Source organism: Bartonella sp. AP88HLJMH (assembly GCF_042195605.1).
Lineage (GTDB): Bacteria > Pseudomonadota > Alphaproteobacteria > Rhizobiales > Rhizobiaceae > Bartonella.
The window spans coordinates 189,405-205,162 of the sequence record NZ_JBHIOR010000001.1 but is presented as its reverse complement, the minus strand read 5'-3'; the positions used below and the strand labels follow the sequence as shown (position 1 = coordinate 205,162).

General features: G+C 34.9%; 15 protein-coding genes. 7 read left to right on the top strand and 8 right to left on the bottom strand.

All coding sequences use genetic code 11. The features are described 5' to 3' along the window. Positions 1-107: 107 nt before the first annotated feature. Both zapE and ACFIMA_RS00750 read right to left on the bottom strand, forming a co-directional pair. On the bottom strand, positions 108-1,307 hold the full coding sequence (zapE, locus tag ACFIMA_RS00755; protein WP_375632107.1) for a cell division protein ZapE: 1,200 nt from the start codon (positions 1,305-1,307) through the stop codon (positions 108-110). A gap of 98 nt (positions 1,308-1,405) precedes the next feature. Further along, entirely contained in the window at positions 1,406-1,951 is a 546-nt protein-coding gene (locus ACFIMA_RS00750) for an AprI/Inh family metalloprotease inhibitor (RefSeq protein ID WP_375620904.1), read from the bottom strand. A 225-nt stretch (positions 1,952-2,176) separates the two neighbouring features. On the opposite strand from ACFIMA_RS00750, the gene dapF reads away from it, so the two are divergent. The 7 genes from dapF to ACFIMA_RS00715 all read left to right on the top strand — a co-directional run bounded on the left by dapF (position 2,177) and on the right by ACFIMA_RS00715 (position 8,250). Beyond that, on the top strand, positions 2,177-3,028 hold the full coding sequence (gene dapF / locus ACFIMA_RS00745) for a diaminopimelate epimerase (protein WP_375632108.1): 852 nt from the start codon (positions 2,177-2,179) through the stop codon (positions 3,026-3,028). Further along, the gene (gene mtaB / locus ACFIMA_RS00740) at positions 3,028-4,311 is read left to right on the top strand and encodes a tRNA (N(6)-L-threonylcarbamoyladenosine(37)-C(2))-methylthiotransferase MtaB (RefSeq protein ID WP_375677707.1); all 1,284 of its coding nucleotides are present in this window, start codon (positions 3,028-3,030) and stop codon (positions 4,309-4,311) included. Before dapF ends, mtaB begins: the two co-directional genes overlap by 1 nt. A 14-nt stretch (positions 4,312-4,325) precedes the next feature. Then, on the top strand, positions 4,326-5,579 hold the full coding sequence (gene ftsY / locus ACFIMA_RS00735) for a signal recognition particle-docking protein FtsY (RefSeq protein ID WP_375611333.1): 1,254 nt from the start codon (positions 4,326-4,328) through the stop codon (positions 5,577-5,579). Beyond that, positions 5,576-6,262 (top strand): septation protein A, encoded by a 687-nt coding sequence (locus ACFIMA_RS00730; RefSeq protein WP_375632110.1) that lies wholly within the window; start codon positions 5,576-5,578, stop codon positions 6,260-6,262. Before ftsY ends, ACFIMA_RS00730 begins: the two co-directional genes overlap by 4 nt. 62 nt (positions 6,263-6,324) lie before the next feature. Further along, positions 6,325-7,086 carry a hydroxyacylglutathione hydrolase gene (gene gloB, locus ACFIMA_RS00725; protein WP_375632111.1) on the top strand — a complete coding sequence of 254 codons (762 nt, stop codon included), beginning with the start codon at positions 6,325-6,327 and terminating at the stop codon, positions 7,084-7,086. A gap of 2 nt (positions 7,087-7,088) precedes the next feature. Beyond that, positions 7,089-7,586 carry a hypothetical protein gene (locus ACFIMA_RS00720; protein ID WP_375652372.1) on the top strand — a complete coding sequence of 166 codons (498 nt, stop codon included), beginning with the start codon at positions 7,089-7,091 and terminating at the stop codon, positions 7,584-7,586. Positions 7,587-7,782: 196 nt separating this feature from the next. Beyond that, positions 7,783-8,250 carry a hypothetical protein gene (locus tag ACFIMA_RS00715; RefSeq protein WP_375611337.1) on the top strand — a complete coding sequence of 156 codons (468 nt, stop codon included), beginning with the start codon at positions 7,783-7,785 and terminating at the stop codon, positions 8,248-8,250. Positions 8,251-8,273: 23 nt separating this feature from the next. Here the strand turns inward: ACFIMA_RS00715 and ACFIMA_RS00710 are convergent, their stop codons facing one another. The 6 genes from ACFIMA_RS00710 to rho form a co-directional block, all read right to left on the bottom strand. Continuing rightward, the gene (locus tag ACFIMA_RS00710) at positions 8,274-9,170 is read right to left on the bottom strand and encodes a ParB/RepB/Spo0J family partition protein (protein ID WP_375612765.1); all 897 of its coding nucleotides are present in this window, start codon (positions 9,168-9,170) and stop codon (positions 8,274-8,276) included. A gap of 41 nt (positions 9,171-9,211) precedes the next feature. Next, positions 9,212-10,009 (bottom strand): ParA family protein, encoded by a 798-nt coding sequence (locus ACFIMA_RS00705; RefSeq protein WP_273790170.1) that lies wholly within the window; start codon positions 10,007-10,009, stop codon positions 9,212-9,214. Between the two features lie 6 nt (positions 10,010-10,015). Then, the gene (rsmG, locus tag ACFIMA_RS00700; protein ID WP_375611339.1) at positions 10,016-10,663 is read right to left on the bottom strand and encodes a 16S rRNA (guanine(527)-N(7))-methyltransferase RsmG; all 648 of its coding nucleotides are present in this window, start codon (positions 10,661-10,663) and stop codon (positions 10,016-10,018) included. Next, positions 10,663-12,531 (bottom strand): tRNA uridine-5-carboxymethylaminomethyl(34) synthesis enzyme MnmG, encoded by a 1,869-nt coding sequence (mnmG, locus tag ACFIMA_RS00695; RefSeq protein WP_375692983.1) that lies wholly within the window; start codon positions 12,529-12,531, stop codon positions 10,663-10,665. Before mnmG ends, rsmG begins: the two co-directional genes overlap by 1 nt. A 106-nt stretch (positions 12,532-12,637) precedes the next feature. After that, the gene (gene mnmE, locus ACFIMA_RS00690) at positions 12,638-13,945 is read right to left on the bottom strand and encodes a tRNA uridine-5-carboxymethylaminomethyl(34) synthesis GTPase MnmE (protein WP_375677705.1); all 1,308 of its coding nucleotides are present in this window, start codon (positions 13,943-13,945) and stop codon (positions 12,638-12,640) included. A 31-nt stretch (positions 13,946-13,976) separates the two neighbouring features. Further along, the gene (gene rho / locus ACFIMA_RS00685; RefSeq protein WP_015857121.1) at positions 13,977-15,242 is read right to left on the bottom strand and encodes a transcription termination factor Rho; all 1,266 of its coding nucleotides are present in this window, start codon (positions 15,240-15,242) and stop codon (positions 13,977-13,979) included. Positions 15,243-15,758 lie beyond the last annotated feature (516 nt).

Genomic DNA, 15,758 nt, shown 5'->3' with positions numbered 1-15,758 from the left:
ACGATGTATCGATAAAGTGAATTTTAAAAAAATACAACAGAATTATTATATTTCTTTAATTTCAAAAAGTTATTGTTTTGACAGTTTACGTAAAGGTAAAAGTATAATCAATGCTTCTTCTTCAAAAGAAAACGTTCTTCCCAAAGTTTTAAATAATCGTAGCTTTGCATTTCGAAAAGACGTGATTGTGTTCTTTGAAATTCAAATGTTTCCGTAATCTGCGCATGCCCTTTATACAAAGCCCCTATCCCTGCGGCTGCCGACATAAACAACCGTATATGCCGATCATAAAGAATATCAATAAGCAAAATAAACCGTTTTGTTTCATTGCGACATGTATCATCCATGACCGGTACATTATCAATAAAAATCGTATGATAACGCTCCCCTAATAACAAATATTCAGCCGCGGCCAAAGGCTTTTCACATAAATCCCCATAATCAAAACGAGCACATCCTGCACCAAAGCGCGGAATAGGAATAATGCGCCCTTTTATAGAAAGCTCATCAGATGTCTCCTTATGTCCTTGCAATACAAGTGTCCATGCTTGATCCATATATTCATTTGCCGGGACCCCCAACGGCGACACATACACCTGTTGTAGATTTGATTTTTCAAGGCGATAATCTGTTTTTGCATCAAGATTAACAACACGAACATATGCTTTCAAAACTTGAATAAAAGGCAAAAAGAGCTCACGATTCAAACCGTTACAATAAAGGTTATCCGGCGCCACATTTGAGGTTGCAATAAAGAAAATTCCTTTATCAAACAGAGCAGAAATAAGCCGCCCCAATACCATAGCATCAGCAATATCCGTTACACTAAACTCATCAAAACAAAGTACTTTTGCTTCTCGTACAAGATCCTCAGCAACAGCTAAAATAGGATTATCTTGTTTAAATTTTGCACACCCAGATGCTTGACGATAAAAATTAATACGCTCATGCACATCAGCCATAAAATCATTAAAATGGGCACGCTTTTTATGACCTTTAGGCAAACAAGAAAAGAACAAATCCATCAGCATGGTTTTGCCCCGTCCTACTTCACCATAAATATACAGTCCCTGAAAAAAACCTGTTTCATCTCCTTGTTTTACAACACAAGAAATATTTTGTTTTTTCCTTTTAAATATTCTGTTAAAGAAAGAGCAAAATATCCAAGGCAAAGGATGAGAGATATTTTGTTCCGCAATTTTTTTTAATAAATGATCAAAATATTCTGTTATAGCTAATTGAGCGGGATCAAAACAAACCTCTCCTTTAGCGACAAGCTCCTTATAACGTGTTGAAACGAGAATCATCCAAAAAACCTTTTTCAAACCGATCTCAATGAAAAATACAAATACTTTTCAAGAATCTGTCCGTCTAGTTTAGTTTGTCATAAACGATCAAAAATGATTTAACGACTTAAAATAACGGGATGATCATCAAGTGTACGTCCCTCAAAACGATCAACATTTGAAGAATAAAGAACGAGGATAACACGTCCAGAGTTATTATAAAAATATAATCTTTTTCCTTTAACAGCCCACGATCTCACTTGGGAAGCAATTCCTGGACAGTGTAAAGGACCAGCACGGTACCCTTGTCCAAACTTTGTTTGTGGAGTTGCAATCCGGCAAACTTTTCCTCCCATAGAAAGATTCCACACCCCAGCAACACTTGCAGGAAATAAATCAGTGGCATTACTTGGCAATTCGAGACTAGCCATTCGTCCATCGCTCTGAGAATCTCCTTTTTCATACATCGGAGCGTTTGCATCTTCAGATATCGACGAAGAAGTAGACGACAGATCAGACGCTTCTAATATTGTCATTTGTTGAGATGGATAAAAAACTTCTAATGCGTTACCATCGTCATTACCATCAAACCGTGTTGTTGAACATCCCCCTAAAAACATTACAGTTGATAGTGCAACGAAAAACGAAACTTTTGAAAACGCCATGTCTGTACTCTCTCCCACGACAATAAATAAGTTCACAAAAAAATTAAGCGAATATTTGTTATAGTTACAAAGATAAATTAACAAATTAAAAAAAACAGGTTAAAATCACTTATTTTAAAAGAAATAATTTATGTGCCCAATTTTATATTTATTAAACACTAGAAATTTATAATATTTTCAGTCATATATCTTTTTATAAGTAATCATTAGAAATAGAGAAGTTTCATGAAAACGCCATTTAGCAAAATGGACGGTCTTGGAAATCAAATTATTGTTGTTGATATGCGTGAAAGCACATACGCTCTTACACCACAAGCAATCCTTGCTTTGTCGGCAGATCCTGAAATGCATTTTGATCAAATCATGGCTATCCACACACCAACCCAGAAAAAAACCGACTTCCGCATAGAAATATGGAATGCCGACGGATCAATGGCTAAAGCTTGTGGCAATGGTACCCGCTGTGTCATCGCATGGCTTAAAGATCACAATTTTGGTGAAAAATTTCATTTAGAAACTCCCGCTGGAATTATTGAAGGAAAATACCAAACCGATAATCTCATTTCTGTTGATATGGGATGCCCAAATTTCAATGCAAAAGAGATGCCTGTTTCACGTGAAATAGTTGATACCAATCACGTAGAAATTATGGCTGGTCCCCTAAAAGACGCTTGTCTCATATCCATTGGCAATCTCCATGCTATCTTTTTTGTTGAAAATGATATTCAACATATTCCATTAGAAAAATATGGGCCAAAACTTGAACATGATCCCCTGTTTCCCGAACGGTGCAATATTTCCATTGCTTGCATAACGTCAAAGAAAAGTCTAAATTTACGTACATGGGAGCGAGGGGCAGGATTAACACAAGCATGTGGGAGTGCTGCTTGTGCAAGTGCAGTGGCTGCTTATCGTCGTGGACTTACAGAGCGCCATGTTGATGTAAATTTACCAAAGGGAACACTTAATATTTTTTACCGAAAAGACGATCATATTATCATGACAGGACCAATTAAATATCACTTTAGTGGTTTTTTAAGCCCTTTAACAGGGTGCTACAAAAAGGATCACTCCTGATGGCAATAGAAATTGTAACTTTTGGTTGTCGACTTAATAGCTACGAATCGGAAATCATTCGCAAAGAAAGTACTTCTTCAGGGCTAGATCAACTTAAAGATGGTGCTATTATCTTTAATACCTGTGCTGTCACTGCCGAAGCCGTACGACAAGCAAAACAAGCTATCCGCAAAGCAAGACGTGAAAATCCTCATGCGCGTATCATTGTAACAGGGTGTGCAGCCCAAACAGAAGCACAAAATTTTGCCTCAATGACAGAAGTGGATCTTGTTTTAGGAAACGAAGATAAACTTCACGCTCATTCTTATCGTCAACTTCCTGATTTTGGTATTAATCATTCTGAAAAGGTGCATATCAATGACATTATGGAAGTACAAAAAATTGCTCCACATATGGTCGGTGCAATACAAGAGCGCACCCGCGCTTTTGTACAGGTACAAAACGGATGCGATCACCGCTGTACATTTTGCATTATTCCTTATGGACGAGGACCATCTCGTTCAGTTCCCATGGGTGCTGTCATAGAACAAATTAAAAAGCTGATAGGTGGGGGTATCCAAGAAGTGGTCCTTACAGGTGTTGACCTTACAAGTTATGGCCACGATCTTCCTGGAAAAGCTACTCTAGGAAAATTAACTTCAGCTATTTTGCATCATGTCCCTGACTTAGCCCGATTACGCCTCTCATCTATTGACTCTATTGAAGCAGACGAAGAACTCATAAATCTTTTAGCTTATGAAACAAGAATCATGCCCCATTTGCATTTATCTTTGCAAGCAGGTGATAATATGATTTTAAAACGGATGAAACGGCGTCATCTGCGCGAACATGCCATTCAATTTTGCCAAGAATTGCGTGCCAAACGTTCTACAATGGTTTATGGTGCCGACTTAATTGCTGGTTTTCCTACAGAAACAGAAGAGATGTTTCAAAATAGTCTTGCCTTAATCAAAGATTGTAATTTAACCCATCTCCATGTCTTCCCCTTTAGTCCAAGAGAAGGAACACCTGCCGCACGTATGCCACAAATCAACCGTAAAATAGTTAAGCTGCGTGCTGAAAAATTGCGTAAAGCAGGTGATATGGCTTACCAAAAGCATCTTGCTCATTTACAAAACAGTCTACAAACAATTCTCGTTGAAAAAGATGAAATCGGACGAACAGAAGATTATACTCTTGTACAAGTTAAAGGTGCAAAAGCAGGAACAATTGTTCAAGCCCTTATCGTTGATCATGATGGCGATAAATTGATTGCTGTCCCTCCAAAATTAAACGCTGCTTGAGCAGGAGAATTCTTATGACTAAATCTTTTATAAAAAAAATATTCTCTTTTAACAAATCTCAAGAGCAAGAAATTGAACAACAGATTTCTATTCCTGATAAAAGCGATATAATAGAAGAAAATAAAGACAAAAATGAAAAGACAAAAAATAATCAAATCTCTATAAACACAGAAAAAGAAGAACAAACAAAAAATCCAGAGTCAATACTTACAAAATATGATGAAAAATCTCCATTTCTAGAATCCCATTCTGATAAAATTCCCTTTTCCGGTAAAATTATTGTCACAGACAACATCCGTGAAAAAAAGAATGAAGAAATTTTATCTGAACCTTCTGTTGAACAAAAAAAGACAGCGTGGTTTGGGCGCCTTAAAAAAGGCCTATCCCTTTCTTCACAACGCCTAAGCGGATCAATTGGCGATCTCTTTGTTAAAAGAAAACTTGATGAAGATACATTGCAAGAGCTCGAAGATATTCTTATCCAAGCTGACATAGGTGTAGAGACGGCAACACGCATCACAAATACTTTAGCTTCCAGTCGTTACGGAAAAAACCTCTCCCCAGATGATATTCATACTATTGTAGCTGATGAGGTCAAAAAAGTTCTGGAACCTGTTGCAATACCATTAGAACTTGATCTCAGCCATAAACCTCATGTTATTTTGCTGGTAGGTGTAAATGGCACTGGAAAAACGACAACTATTGGAAAACTTTCAGCCAAATTAACAGAAGGGGGATTAAAAGTTATGCTGGCAGCAGGTGATACTTTCCGAGCCGCTGCTATTGAGCAACTACACATTTGGGGTGAACGTACCAATTCTCCTGTTATTTCGACAAAATTGGGTGCAGATGCCGCCAGCTTAGCATTTGATGCTTATGAAAAAGCAAAAAAAACAAACAGTGATGTATTAATTATTGATACAGCAGGGCGTTTACAAAATAAATCTGAATTAATGGATGAGTTGGCAAAAATTATTCGTGTTTTAAAAAAACACACCCCCCAAGCACCCCACACAATCCTTCAAACTCTTGATGCAACAACCGGACAAAATGCACTCAACCAAGTGGACATTTTCCGTGATATTGCTGGTGTTAATGGTTTAGTTATGACAAAGCTAGATGGGACTGCACGAGGAGGAATTCTTGTCGCTATCGCAGCAAAATATAAATTACCCGTTTATTTTATCGGTATAGGAGAAGATATTGAAGACCTTCAACCCTTTTCTGCTTCTGACTTTGCCGAAACTATTGCAGGAAAACACGCATGAAACAGCCTTTATCTAATCTTAATTTACACAATAATTCTGAAAAAAAGATGAATAACAATAAAAAAATTTCTCTCTCACCAACACTTAAGTTTCTTTTGGAAATGGGTCCATTGGTTGCCTTCTTTTTTGCCAATTATAAGGGAGAATGGCTGATAAAAAACATTGGATTTTTTCAAAATTTTAGTAAGCCTATTTTCCCTGCAACAGCTATTTTTATGGTGGCTATTATTATTTCCCTAAGCTTATCATGGATCCTTGCAAAACAAATTCCTATTATGCCTCTTATTTCAGGAATATTTGTTTTAGTTTTTGGCTTTCTAACTCTCTGGCTTCATAATGAAACTTTCATAAAAATGAAACCAACAATCATTAATAGCTTATTTGCTTTTATACTTTTTGGAGGGATGTTTTTTAAAAAACCACTTTTACGTTATGCTCTTGATTCTACCTTAAAACTTGATGATTTAGGTTGGCAAAAACTTACCTATCGTTGGGCGTTTTTTTTCATTTTTCTTGCCATTTTGAATGAAATAATTTGGCGTAATTTTAGCGATAATTTCTGGACAAGTTTCAAAGTATTTGGCGTCATGCCTATAACAGTCCTTTTCATGCTTACCCAAATGCCTATAATTATAAAACATTCAAAAGGACTTTTTACAGAAGAGGACAAATCTGATTCTTAAAAAAATCATCACTACCGATTATTTTATAGATTCATCGCCAAACACTGTTCGGGAGAAAAAATATGTTGATTGAACAGTTTATTTGTCGAGAAGACAATTTCGGTGTACTCCTTCATGATGAAAAAAGTGGTATGACAGCTGCAATAGATGCTCCTGAAGGCAAAGCGATTCACAATGCCTTAAAGCGCCACAATTGGACACTTAACACTATTTTTGTAACTCATCATCATCACGACCATGTAGAAGCCCTATCAGAATTAAAACAAGTTTACAACGCTACGGTTATCGGACCAGAAGCAGAAAAAGAAAAGATCAATCATCTTGATAAAACACTTCAACCTGATGAAAGTTTTTCTTTTGGCTCACACCTTCTTTTAGCTCTTTCAACACCTGGTCATACTCTAGGCGCATTATCTTACTATTTTCCTGAAAAGAATTTACTCTTTGCTGGAGATACACTTTTTTCATTGGGCTGTGGACGTCTTTTCGAAGGAAAACCAGCACAAATGCTGAATTCTTTAAAAAAACTTCGTAAACTTCCTGATGAAACACTTCTCTATTGTGGACACGAATATACAAAAAATAACGCTCTTTTCGCACTAACAATTGACCCACATAATAAAAAACTCCACCAAAGAATAGAGGAAGTTTTTTTGCTACGTGCAAAAAACGCTATGACTTTACCAGTAACCTTAGGGCAAGAAAAAGCCACCAATCCCTTTCTCCGCTGGGATGATAGTGTATTGCGAAAGAACCTTGTAATGGAAGAAAAAACAGATGAAGAAGTTTTTGCTGAAGTTCGAAGAAGAAAGGACAATTTTTAACCATGCGTAAGTTCGTATTACGTTTGTTCCTGCTTTTTCTTTTCGTGATACATATTCAACAAACAATGGCAGAGGAAAAGGAAACAGATAATTCTTCTCTTATAGCACCTCTCATTGCAAATTATCCCTTAACAGAAGATTTTCTTTTAAAGCTGGAAAAAATTGAAAAAGAATGTAAAAACTTACTTCCAGAAACAAAAAATAATCTTATAACTTATGATTCTAGTATCCACTCTAGTATTGAAAACTACACTACCTATATTTCTAGTAAACAAAAACTTGTGAATATTTTAAAAGAAAATAATATAACACCGAAAGATTTTGCTGCGGGAACCTTAGCACTTAAAGAAATATCAGCGCTTCTCATATTTGTACCTGAAAAGGAATATTCTACTGAGAAAAATACTATATTTCTAAACAATCTTGAATTTGTTAAAAAACATTTTTACAAAGCAACAATTCTTTTAAATAGCTGTGAAAAACTCATTTTGAGCAACTAATCAGCTATGAGACATTAAAAAATATCATCCCATTAATCTAATAAAAAAGTATGTGCATTAAAAAAACACCGTGTTTTTACCATTCCTAATAATTGTTTTTATTTCGATTATATTTACAAATGTTTTTCTAAAAATAAAGAATAACAGACGGAAAAATATTTATTGAAATTCAAAAAAGAAAGGATAATTTTTCGTCATGTTTAAACTTCTATTGTGTTTTTTCTTCATTTTTCCTTTTGTATCATACGCTCAAGAAAAAAAACAAGAAATAGATGATCCTTCTTTTATACCGCCTTTCATTGCAAATTATCCCTTAACAGAAGATATTCTTTTAAAGCTGGAAAAAATCAAAGCAGAATGTAGAAATTTATCTTCAGAACCAGAACAAACAAATACAAAAAGTGATCTCAGTACTTATGATGATAATATTGAAAAATACGCTTCCTATATTTTTAATAATCCAAAACTTGTAAATATTTTAAAAGAAAATAATATAACACCGAAAGATTTTGTTGTTGCTCACCTAGCACTTCAAGCGACATTGTATGTACTTACTGATGAAGAAAATTCTACTTATGAAAAAAACTCTTTACCTGCAAGAAATATAGAATTTGCTAAAGAGCATATGTATAGAATAATAAAAATTTTAAAAGATAACTGTTAAAAAAATCTTTTTAGAACAATTGATTAACTTTGTAAACGCCGACAAATTTCATCTAATTGTTCTAATGAAGAGTAATGTATTTTTAAATCTCCACCTTTTTTACCATGTCGAATAATAACTTTCATTCCTATCACATCTGCAAGTAATTTTTCTAAAGATTTTGTTTCAGCATCTTTCTCCGTATTGGTACGCTTTTTAGTTTTAGGATTAGCTTGCTCATATGCAAGTATTTCTGTTTGACGTACTGAAAGCCCTTCACGAATAATTTTCTCAGCTAAATTTTGTGGATCATCAACGGTTATAAGACAACGTGCATGACCTGCAGAAAGTTGTCCATCAGTTAAGAATTGTTGTACTTTTTCTGGAAGTTTTAACAAACGAAGCGTATTTGCAACATGACTACGACTTTTTCCTATAACTTGCGCTAAATCTACTTGCGTATAATCATGTTCATTTAGAAGCATCTCATATCCCTTTGCTTCTTCGATAGGATTAAGATCTGCACGTTGAACATTTTCAATAATTGCCAATTCCAAAGCCGTTTTATCGTCCACATCACGAATAATAACGGGTAATTGACTTAAATTTGCACGTTGTGCTGCACGCCAGCGCCGTTCACCCGCAATCAATTCAAACCGATGAGGATGATCTCTTAAAGGCCTCACAATAACCGGTTGAACCACACCGTGTTGACGAATTGATTGTGTCAAATTATCAAGCTCTGTTTCAGTAAAATGACGCCGAGGATTGTGAGGATTACATGAAATAGATTCAATAGAAATAAATCGCTCAGAAAGACTACCGGATTCATTTAATTTATCAAAGCTTGATGAACGTGCAATATTGTTGTTTAAATTGATATCTCCAATCAATGCCGCTAATCCACGTCCTAGTCTTTTTTTTGATAGATCATCGTTCATAATTTTTCTCTTTGAGTTTTCTTACAAAAAATTTTACATTTTTAAGCAGCAGCACGTGCTTGTTTTTCACGTTGAATCATTTCTGATGCTAGACGCAAATAAGCTTGGCTCCCAGCACATTTAAGATCATAAAGCAATACAGGTTTGCCAAAAGAAGGCGCTTCTGATACTCTTACATTTCGTGGAATAACAGTACGATAAACTTTATCTCCCATAAAAGAGCGTACATCTTCAACAACTTGATTTGAAAGGTTATTACGTCCATCATACATTGTTAAAACAATACCTTGGATCTCTAAAGATGGATTAAGTACGGATCGCACTTGTTTTACTGTTTCAAGTAATTGACTTAAACCTTCAAGTGCTAAAAATTCACACTGCATAGGCACTAAAACAGAATCCGCAGCCCCCATAGCATTAAGTGTTAAAAGATTAAGGGAGGGAGGACAGTCAATTAAAATATAATTGAATTTTTTTTCCATTTCCGGATCATCATAGAGAGCTTTACGTAAGCGTTGTATGCGATCTTTTGATGAAGAAATTTCCATTTCCACACCTAAGAGATCAAGTGTAGAAGGAACTATATAAAGATTGGGTACGGCTGTTTTTAAAGCCGCCTGTGTAATTGAAACGCCCGAAACCAAAACATCATAAGAAGATAAAGGACGGCTATTACGATCAATCCCTAAACCTGTACTAGCATTACCTTGTGGATCAACATCCATAATAAGGACATTTTCACCAATAGCCGCTAAAGCTGTAGCAAGATTAATTGCTGTGGTTGTTTTTCCGACTCCACCCTTTTGGTTTGCAATAGCGATAATTCGTGTTTCGCTCATTTTGCTCTACCCTCTATATGATCGAATATGAGAAATTTCCAAAATAACAGAATTTTCATCAACTTTACTTTTATGTTTTAACAGATCAAAGTGCCAATTGGCAGAGGCATTTTTTATTTCTGTAGCGTAATCCCGACCTTTTTGCAAAAGAGCTATTGTTTTTTCTGTTAATAAAGGAAAAATGAGTTGTAAAAGAGTATCAAGCGGCGCTAATCCCCGTGCTGTTATAATATCAGATATGGGAATTTTTTGATATATATCTTCAATTCTAGCGTGATAAACCGTTGCTGGAAGATTAAGTTGAGCAATAACTGTTCGCAAAAAAGCAACTTTTTTCCCATTACTTTCAACAAGATTAATATGTCCTGCTTTTTTTTCTTTCAAAAAGATAGCAATCACAATTGCAGGAAAACCTCCTCCTGATCCTAAATCACACCAATGTAAAGAATGAGCATACAAAGGAAAAATTTGTGCTGAATCTAGAATATGTCGTGTCCATAGATCTGGTATAGTTGTAGCAGATATCAAATTAATATGTGCATTCCACTGAAGTATTAAAGACTCAAACTGAATTAAATTTTCCATCGTTTCACGTGAAACAGAAGGAACAATATTTAATAATTGTTGATATTTTTTTTCTGTAGAAAAATTCATTAAGCTGTTTTAGCCTTTTCACGTCGTTGACGTTGAATATGTGTAATAATAAGCGATAACGCGGCGGGTGTCATGCCATCAATTTTTTGTGCATCAGCAATTGAACGCGGCGACACTTCTTGAATTTTTGATTTAAGTTCATTTGAAAGACCTGAAATTGCCTGAACATCAAGAGAAGAAGGAATTTCTAAACGCTCATCTCTCTGAAGAGAGGCAATATCTTGTGCTTGTTTATCTAAATAAACCGCATATTGTGCTTCAATTTCTAAAGATTCTGCTGTTTTAGAATCAATTGTTTTTAATTGTGGCCAAAAATCTGAAAGACGCTCTAAGGTCATATGAGGATAAGCAAGAAAATCATAAGCCGAACGCCGAATTCCATCATGATTAACATGTAATCCATGAGCAGAAGCTTCATTGGGTGTAAAAAAAAGATTTTGACATATTGATCGTGCTTGATCAAGCCGTTGTTGTTTTTTCTGATAACATTCCCAACGTATTTTACTCACAATACCCCATTTTTGTGCCAAAGGTGTTAAACGCGTATCAGCATTATCAGATCGTAAAGATAAACGAAATTCAGCACGTGATGTAAACATCCTATAAGGTTCACAAACACCACGTGAAACCAAATCATCAATCATAACACCAATATAAGCAGTAGAACGACTTATAAGTATTTCATCTAATTTACCTACTTTACGTGCAGCATTTAATCCAGCTAAAAGTCCTTGTGCTGCTGCTTCTTCATATCCTGTTGTACCATTAATTTGGCCCGCTAAGAACAAACCCGGTAAAGAACGTAATTCTAAGTTTCTCGTTAATTGTTGTGGATTAACAAAATCATATTCAATAGCATAACCAGGTTGCAAAACTATAGCATTTTCCAATCCTTCAATGGTTTTCAATAGAGAAATTTGTACATCTTCAGGAAGAGAAGTAGAAAGACCATTTGGATAAACAGTATCATCATTTAATCCTTCTGGTTCCAGAAAGATCTGATGTCCATCACGTTCTCCAAATTTAACAATTTTATCTTCAACAGAAGGACAATAACGTGGTCCTAACCCTTCAATATTTCCAGAATATAAAGCAGAGCGATAAATATTCTCGCGAATAATTTGATGTGTTTTCTCATTTGTACGTGTTATTGCACATTCAATTTGTGGTTGTTCAATTTTCTCTGTTAAAAGAGAAAAGGGTATGGGATTTTCATCTGCTTGTTGTTTTTGGAGAGCTTCCCAAGCAATTGTTTTTTTACTCAAACGAGCAGGGGTTCCTGTTTTTAATCGTCCAAGTTTTATATGATATTTTTTCAAATGTTCAGCAAGTTTTACACTTGACTGATCTCCCATACGACCAGCAGCCCATGTTTTATTACCAATATGAATAAAGCCATTTAAAAACGTACCTGTTGTTAAAACAACAGCACCAGAAAAAATTGTTCCTTGTTTTTTTAAAATAACACCTGATACACAATTATCTTTAACAACCAGATCAATAACTTCATCCTCAATAAGAGTAAGATTTTCTTGTTCTTTTAATAATTTTTGAATTGCTTTTTTATAAAGTTGTCTATCTGCCTGTGTCCGTGGTCCTCTTACTGCCGGTCCTTTACGTCTATTAAGTAGTCTAAACTGAATTCCAGCAGCATCCGCTGCTCTTCCCATAAGACCATCTAACGCATCTATTTCACGAACTAGATGCCCTTTTCCAAGTCCACCAATAGCAGGATTACACGACATTGTTCCCAGTGCTGATATTTTATGTGTAACAAGCGCTGTTTTGGCTCCTACACGTGCTGAAGCTGAAGCCGCTTCACAGCCAGCATGACCACCACCAACAATAACAACATCATATGATTGCATTTAATTAATTCCGTAGAAAATATTCTAAGGTTTCACGTGAAACAGGATATAAATTACATAATCTTTATAATCTGTCTATGAAATAATCAATGTTTCACGTGAATCATTATTTACCAACACAAAATTCTGAAAAAATAATATCAAGCAAATCTTCAACATCAATATCCCCTGTAATTTTCCCAAGAAAATCACTTGCACAACGGAGATGTTCTGCACGTAAACTGAGATCAAGAGAATGATAATTAAGAGAAAATTCAATCTCTTTAACAGCCTGCTTTAATAATTGAAGTTGCCTTTTACGTGCTGGAACAATATTTCCAATTTTAGAAGCACGATAATGACAAAATGATTCAAGTTCTTTTATAAAATAATCAAAATTTAAACCAGTTAATGCGGAAAATTGTATAGACCAACGCTGATCATTTTTTTCATAAAGATCAAGCTTATTGCCAACACACCATATTTCAGCCGATGTTTCTGGTAAATCAACTTGCTTAGGATTTCCTATATCATAAACCAAAATAACCAAATCAGCTTCCCTAACATGCTGTTTAGCAATTTCTATTCCCATCTGTTCTATTTTATTTTCTGTTTTTCTAAAACCAGCAGTATCGGTTAAAAAAATAGGTAAACCACCAAGAATAATTCTCATTTCTAAAGCATCACGGGTTGTTCCTGCTTCTTCCGTTACAATAGCAACAGATCTTCCTGAAAGACGATTCATAATGCTTGATTTTCCAGAATTTGGAGCACCAGCAATAACAATTTTTAATCCATCACGTAAAATACTCGCACGTTCTCCTTCAGTAATATATTCCCGAATAGAAGTACAAAGATCCTGAACATCTTTCCAAACTTTATCAGATATTGCGTTGGGAATATCTGCTTCATCAACAAAATCAAGTTCTGCCTCAATAAAAGCACGCGCCTTCATAAGCTTATGACGCCAATCACGATAAAGCGTCGTTAAATATCCACTTGTACCCATAACAGCTAAACGCCGTTGGCTTTCCGTTTCTGCTTCTATTAAATCAGCAAGACCTTCTGCTTGAACAAGATCTAATTTTCCTTCCATAAAAGCACGACGTGAAAATTCACCTGCTTCTGCAATACGGCATCCAGAAAATGTCGACAATTCATCGAGAAAACGATTAACGACTGCTTTTCCTCCATGTAAATGGAATTCTGCACAATCTTCCCCCGTAAAACTATGAGGAGCAGGAAAAAAAACAGTTAAACCAGAATCTAAAAAACTACCATCACGAGCAGTAAGATTTCCATAATGCATAAAACGTGCTTTAGGTAAACGACCACAAAGCGTTTTAACTATATCCACAACATGAGGACCAGAAAGCCGAATGACTGCAACCCCTGAAGGTAACAATCCACTCGAAACAGCAAAGATTGTATCCACAGGTTTTATCCTAATAAAAACTTTAATGACTCTACGTATTCATTGAATCAAAAAATTCACTATTGTTTTTTGTTTGCTTTAATTTATCAATCAAAAATTCAATTGCATCTGTTACATTCATAGATGCTAAAATACGACGAAGAACAAAAATTTTGTGTAAATCTTGTCGTTCTACCAGAAGTTCTTCCTTACGCGTTCCTGACTTTAAAATATCCATAGCAGGGAAAATACGTTTATCAGCAACTTTTCGATCAAGAACAATTTCCGAATTACCTGTTCCTTTAAATTCTTCAAAAATAACCTCATCCATACGACTTCCTGTATCAATCAAAGCCGTTGCAATAATGGTTAAAGATCCGCCTTCTTCAATATTACGTGCTGCACCAAAAAAACGCTTTGGACGCTGGAGGGCATTTGCATCCACACCACCTGTTAAAACTTTACCCGAAGAAGGAACAACTGTATTATATGCACGTCCAAGACGTGTAATAGAATCGAGAAGAATAACAACATCACGCCCATATTCAACGAGACGTTTGGCTTTTTCAATGACCATTTCTGCCACTTGTACGTGACGTATTGCAGGTTCATCAAAAGTAGAAGAAACCACTTCTCCTTTTACTGAACGCTGCATATCAGTAACTTCTTCTGGTCGTTCATCAATTAAAAGAACAATGAGATAACATTCAGGATGATTAGTGGTAATAGAATGAGCAATATTTTGAAGTAAAACTGTTTTTCCCGTCCGAGGAGGAGCTACAATTAACCCTCTTTGTCCTTTTCCCAATGGAGATATCAAATCAATCACGCGTGATGACATATCTTTCTCTGTAGGATCTTGTATTTCCATTTGGAAACGTTCATTTGAATAAAGAGGAGTAAGATTATCAAAGTGGATTTTATAACGAATCTTTTCAGGTTTTTCGAAATTAATTGTATTAATTTTAAGGAGAGCAAAATAACGTTCTCCCTCTTTTGGACTGCGTATGGGACCTTCAATTGTATCGCCTGTTTTTAAAGAAAACGACTGTATTTGTGCAGGTGAAAGATAAATATCATCAGGACCAGGAAGATAATTAGCATCAGCAGATCTCAAAAATCCAAATCCGTCCTGTAAAACTTCAACAACACCTTCTCCTATAATTTCAACGTCTTGTAGAGCAAGTTTTTTCAAGATAGCAAACATTAATTCTTGTTTGCGCATAAGGGAGGCATTTTCAACTTCTAATGTTTCAGCAAAAGAAACAAGCTCAACGGGATTTTTGCTTTTAAGTTCTTGTAGTTTCATTTTTTGCATGAAATATGCTCTTTGTAATTAAGGAGAAGATTGTTCTAAATAATTTATGGAAATTTATGAGTGAAATATTATTAAGAAAAAATATCCTACACTCAATTTTTTTAATCTGCAAGTACCATTTATATGAAATTTGTTCCTGTAATATTAAGTAATTATATGAAAAACTTGAAAAAATATAAAATCCAAATAGTATTTAATTATTTTAATAACAAAAATGTGAGTTAGGATTATAGCATTAATGAAATGCTATTCAAAAGTATTTTTTACAGAAATTTATATTAATAAATTTATATTAAAGAAAGGATTATTCTTATTTATAACTGTGTTTAGTGTGGATTATTATTTATCCTCAATTTTATCCACAAAAGGAACTGAAAAAAGAATAAAAATATCACTATCTTAAAGATATTATCCCCTCTTTTTTTATAAGAGGGATTAAATTATCACAAGCATTTAATTTGTGCATAAAAAAGGAGAATTTTTCATAAATTTTAGTTTTATAAAAAACGGTGAGGA

Coding starts and splice junctions, on each gene's coding strand:
- zapE (WP_375632107.1), bottom strand. CDS start 1,307: ATGATTCTCGTTTCAACACGTTATAAGGAGCTTGTCGCTAAAGGAGAG.
- ACFIMA_RS00750 (WP_375620904.1), bottom strand. CDS start 1,951: ATGGCGTTTTCAAAAGTTTCGTTTTTCGTTGCACTATCAACTGTAATG.
- dapF (WP_375632108.1), top strand. CDS start 2,177: ATGAAAACGCCATTTAGCAAAATGGACGGTCTTGGAAATCAAATTATT.
- mtaB (WP_375677707.1), top strand. CDS start 3,028: ATGGCAATAGAAATTGTAACTTTTGGTTGTCGACTTAATAGCTACGAA.
- ftsY (WP_375611333.1), top strand. CDS start 4,326: ATGACTAAATCTTTTATAAAAAAAATATTCTCTTTTAACAAATCTCAA.
- ACFIMA_RS00730 (WP_375632110.1), top strand. CDS start 5,576: ATGAAACAGCCTTTATCTAATCTTAATTTACACAATAATTCTGAAAAA.
- gloB (WP_375632111.1), top strand. CDS start 6,325: ATGTTGATTGAACAGTTTATTTGTCGAGAAGACAATTTCGGTGTACTC.
- ACFIMA_RS00720 (WP_375652372.1), top strand. CDS start 7,089: ATGCGTAAGTTCGTATTACGTTTGTTCCTGCTTTTTCTTTTCGTGATA.
- ACFIMA_RS00715 (WP_375611337.1), top strand. CDS start 7,783: ATGTTTAAACTTCTATTGTGTTTTTTCTTCATTTTTCCTTTTGTATCA.
- ACFIMA_RS00710 (WP_375612765.1), bottom strand. CDS start 9,170: ATGAACGATGATCTATCAAAAAAAAGACTAGGACGTGGATTAGCGGCA.
- ACFIMA_RS00705 (WP_273790170.1), bottom strand. CDS start 10,009: ATGAGCGAAACACGAATTATCGCTATTGCAAACCAAAAGGGTGGAGTC.
- rsmG (WP_375611339.1), bottom strand. CDS start 10,663: ATGAATTTTTCTACAGAAAAAAAATATCAACAATTATTAAATATTGTT.
- mnmG (WP_375692983.1), bottom strand. CDS start 12,531: ATGCAATCATATGATGTTGTTATTGTTGGTGGTGGTCATGCTGGCTGT.
- rho (WP_015857121.1), bottom strand. CDS start 15,242: ATGCAAAAAATGAAACTACAAGAACTTAAAAGCAAAAATCCCGTTGAG.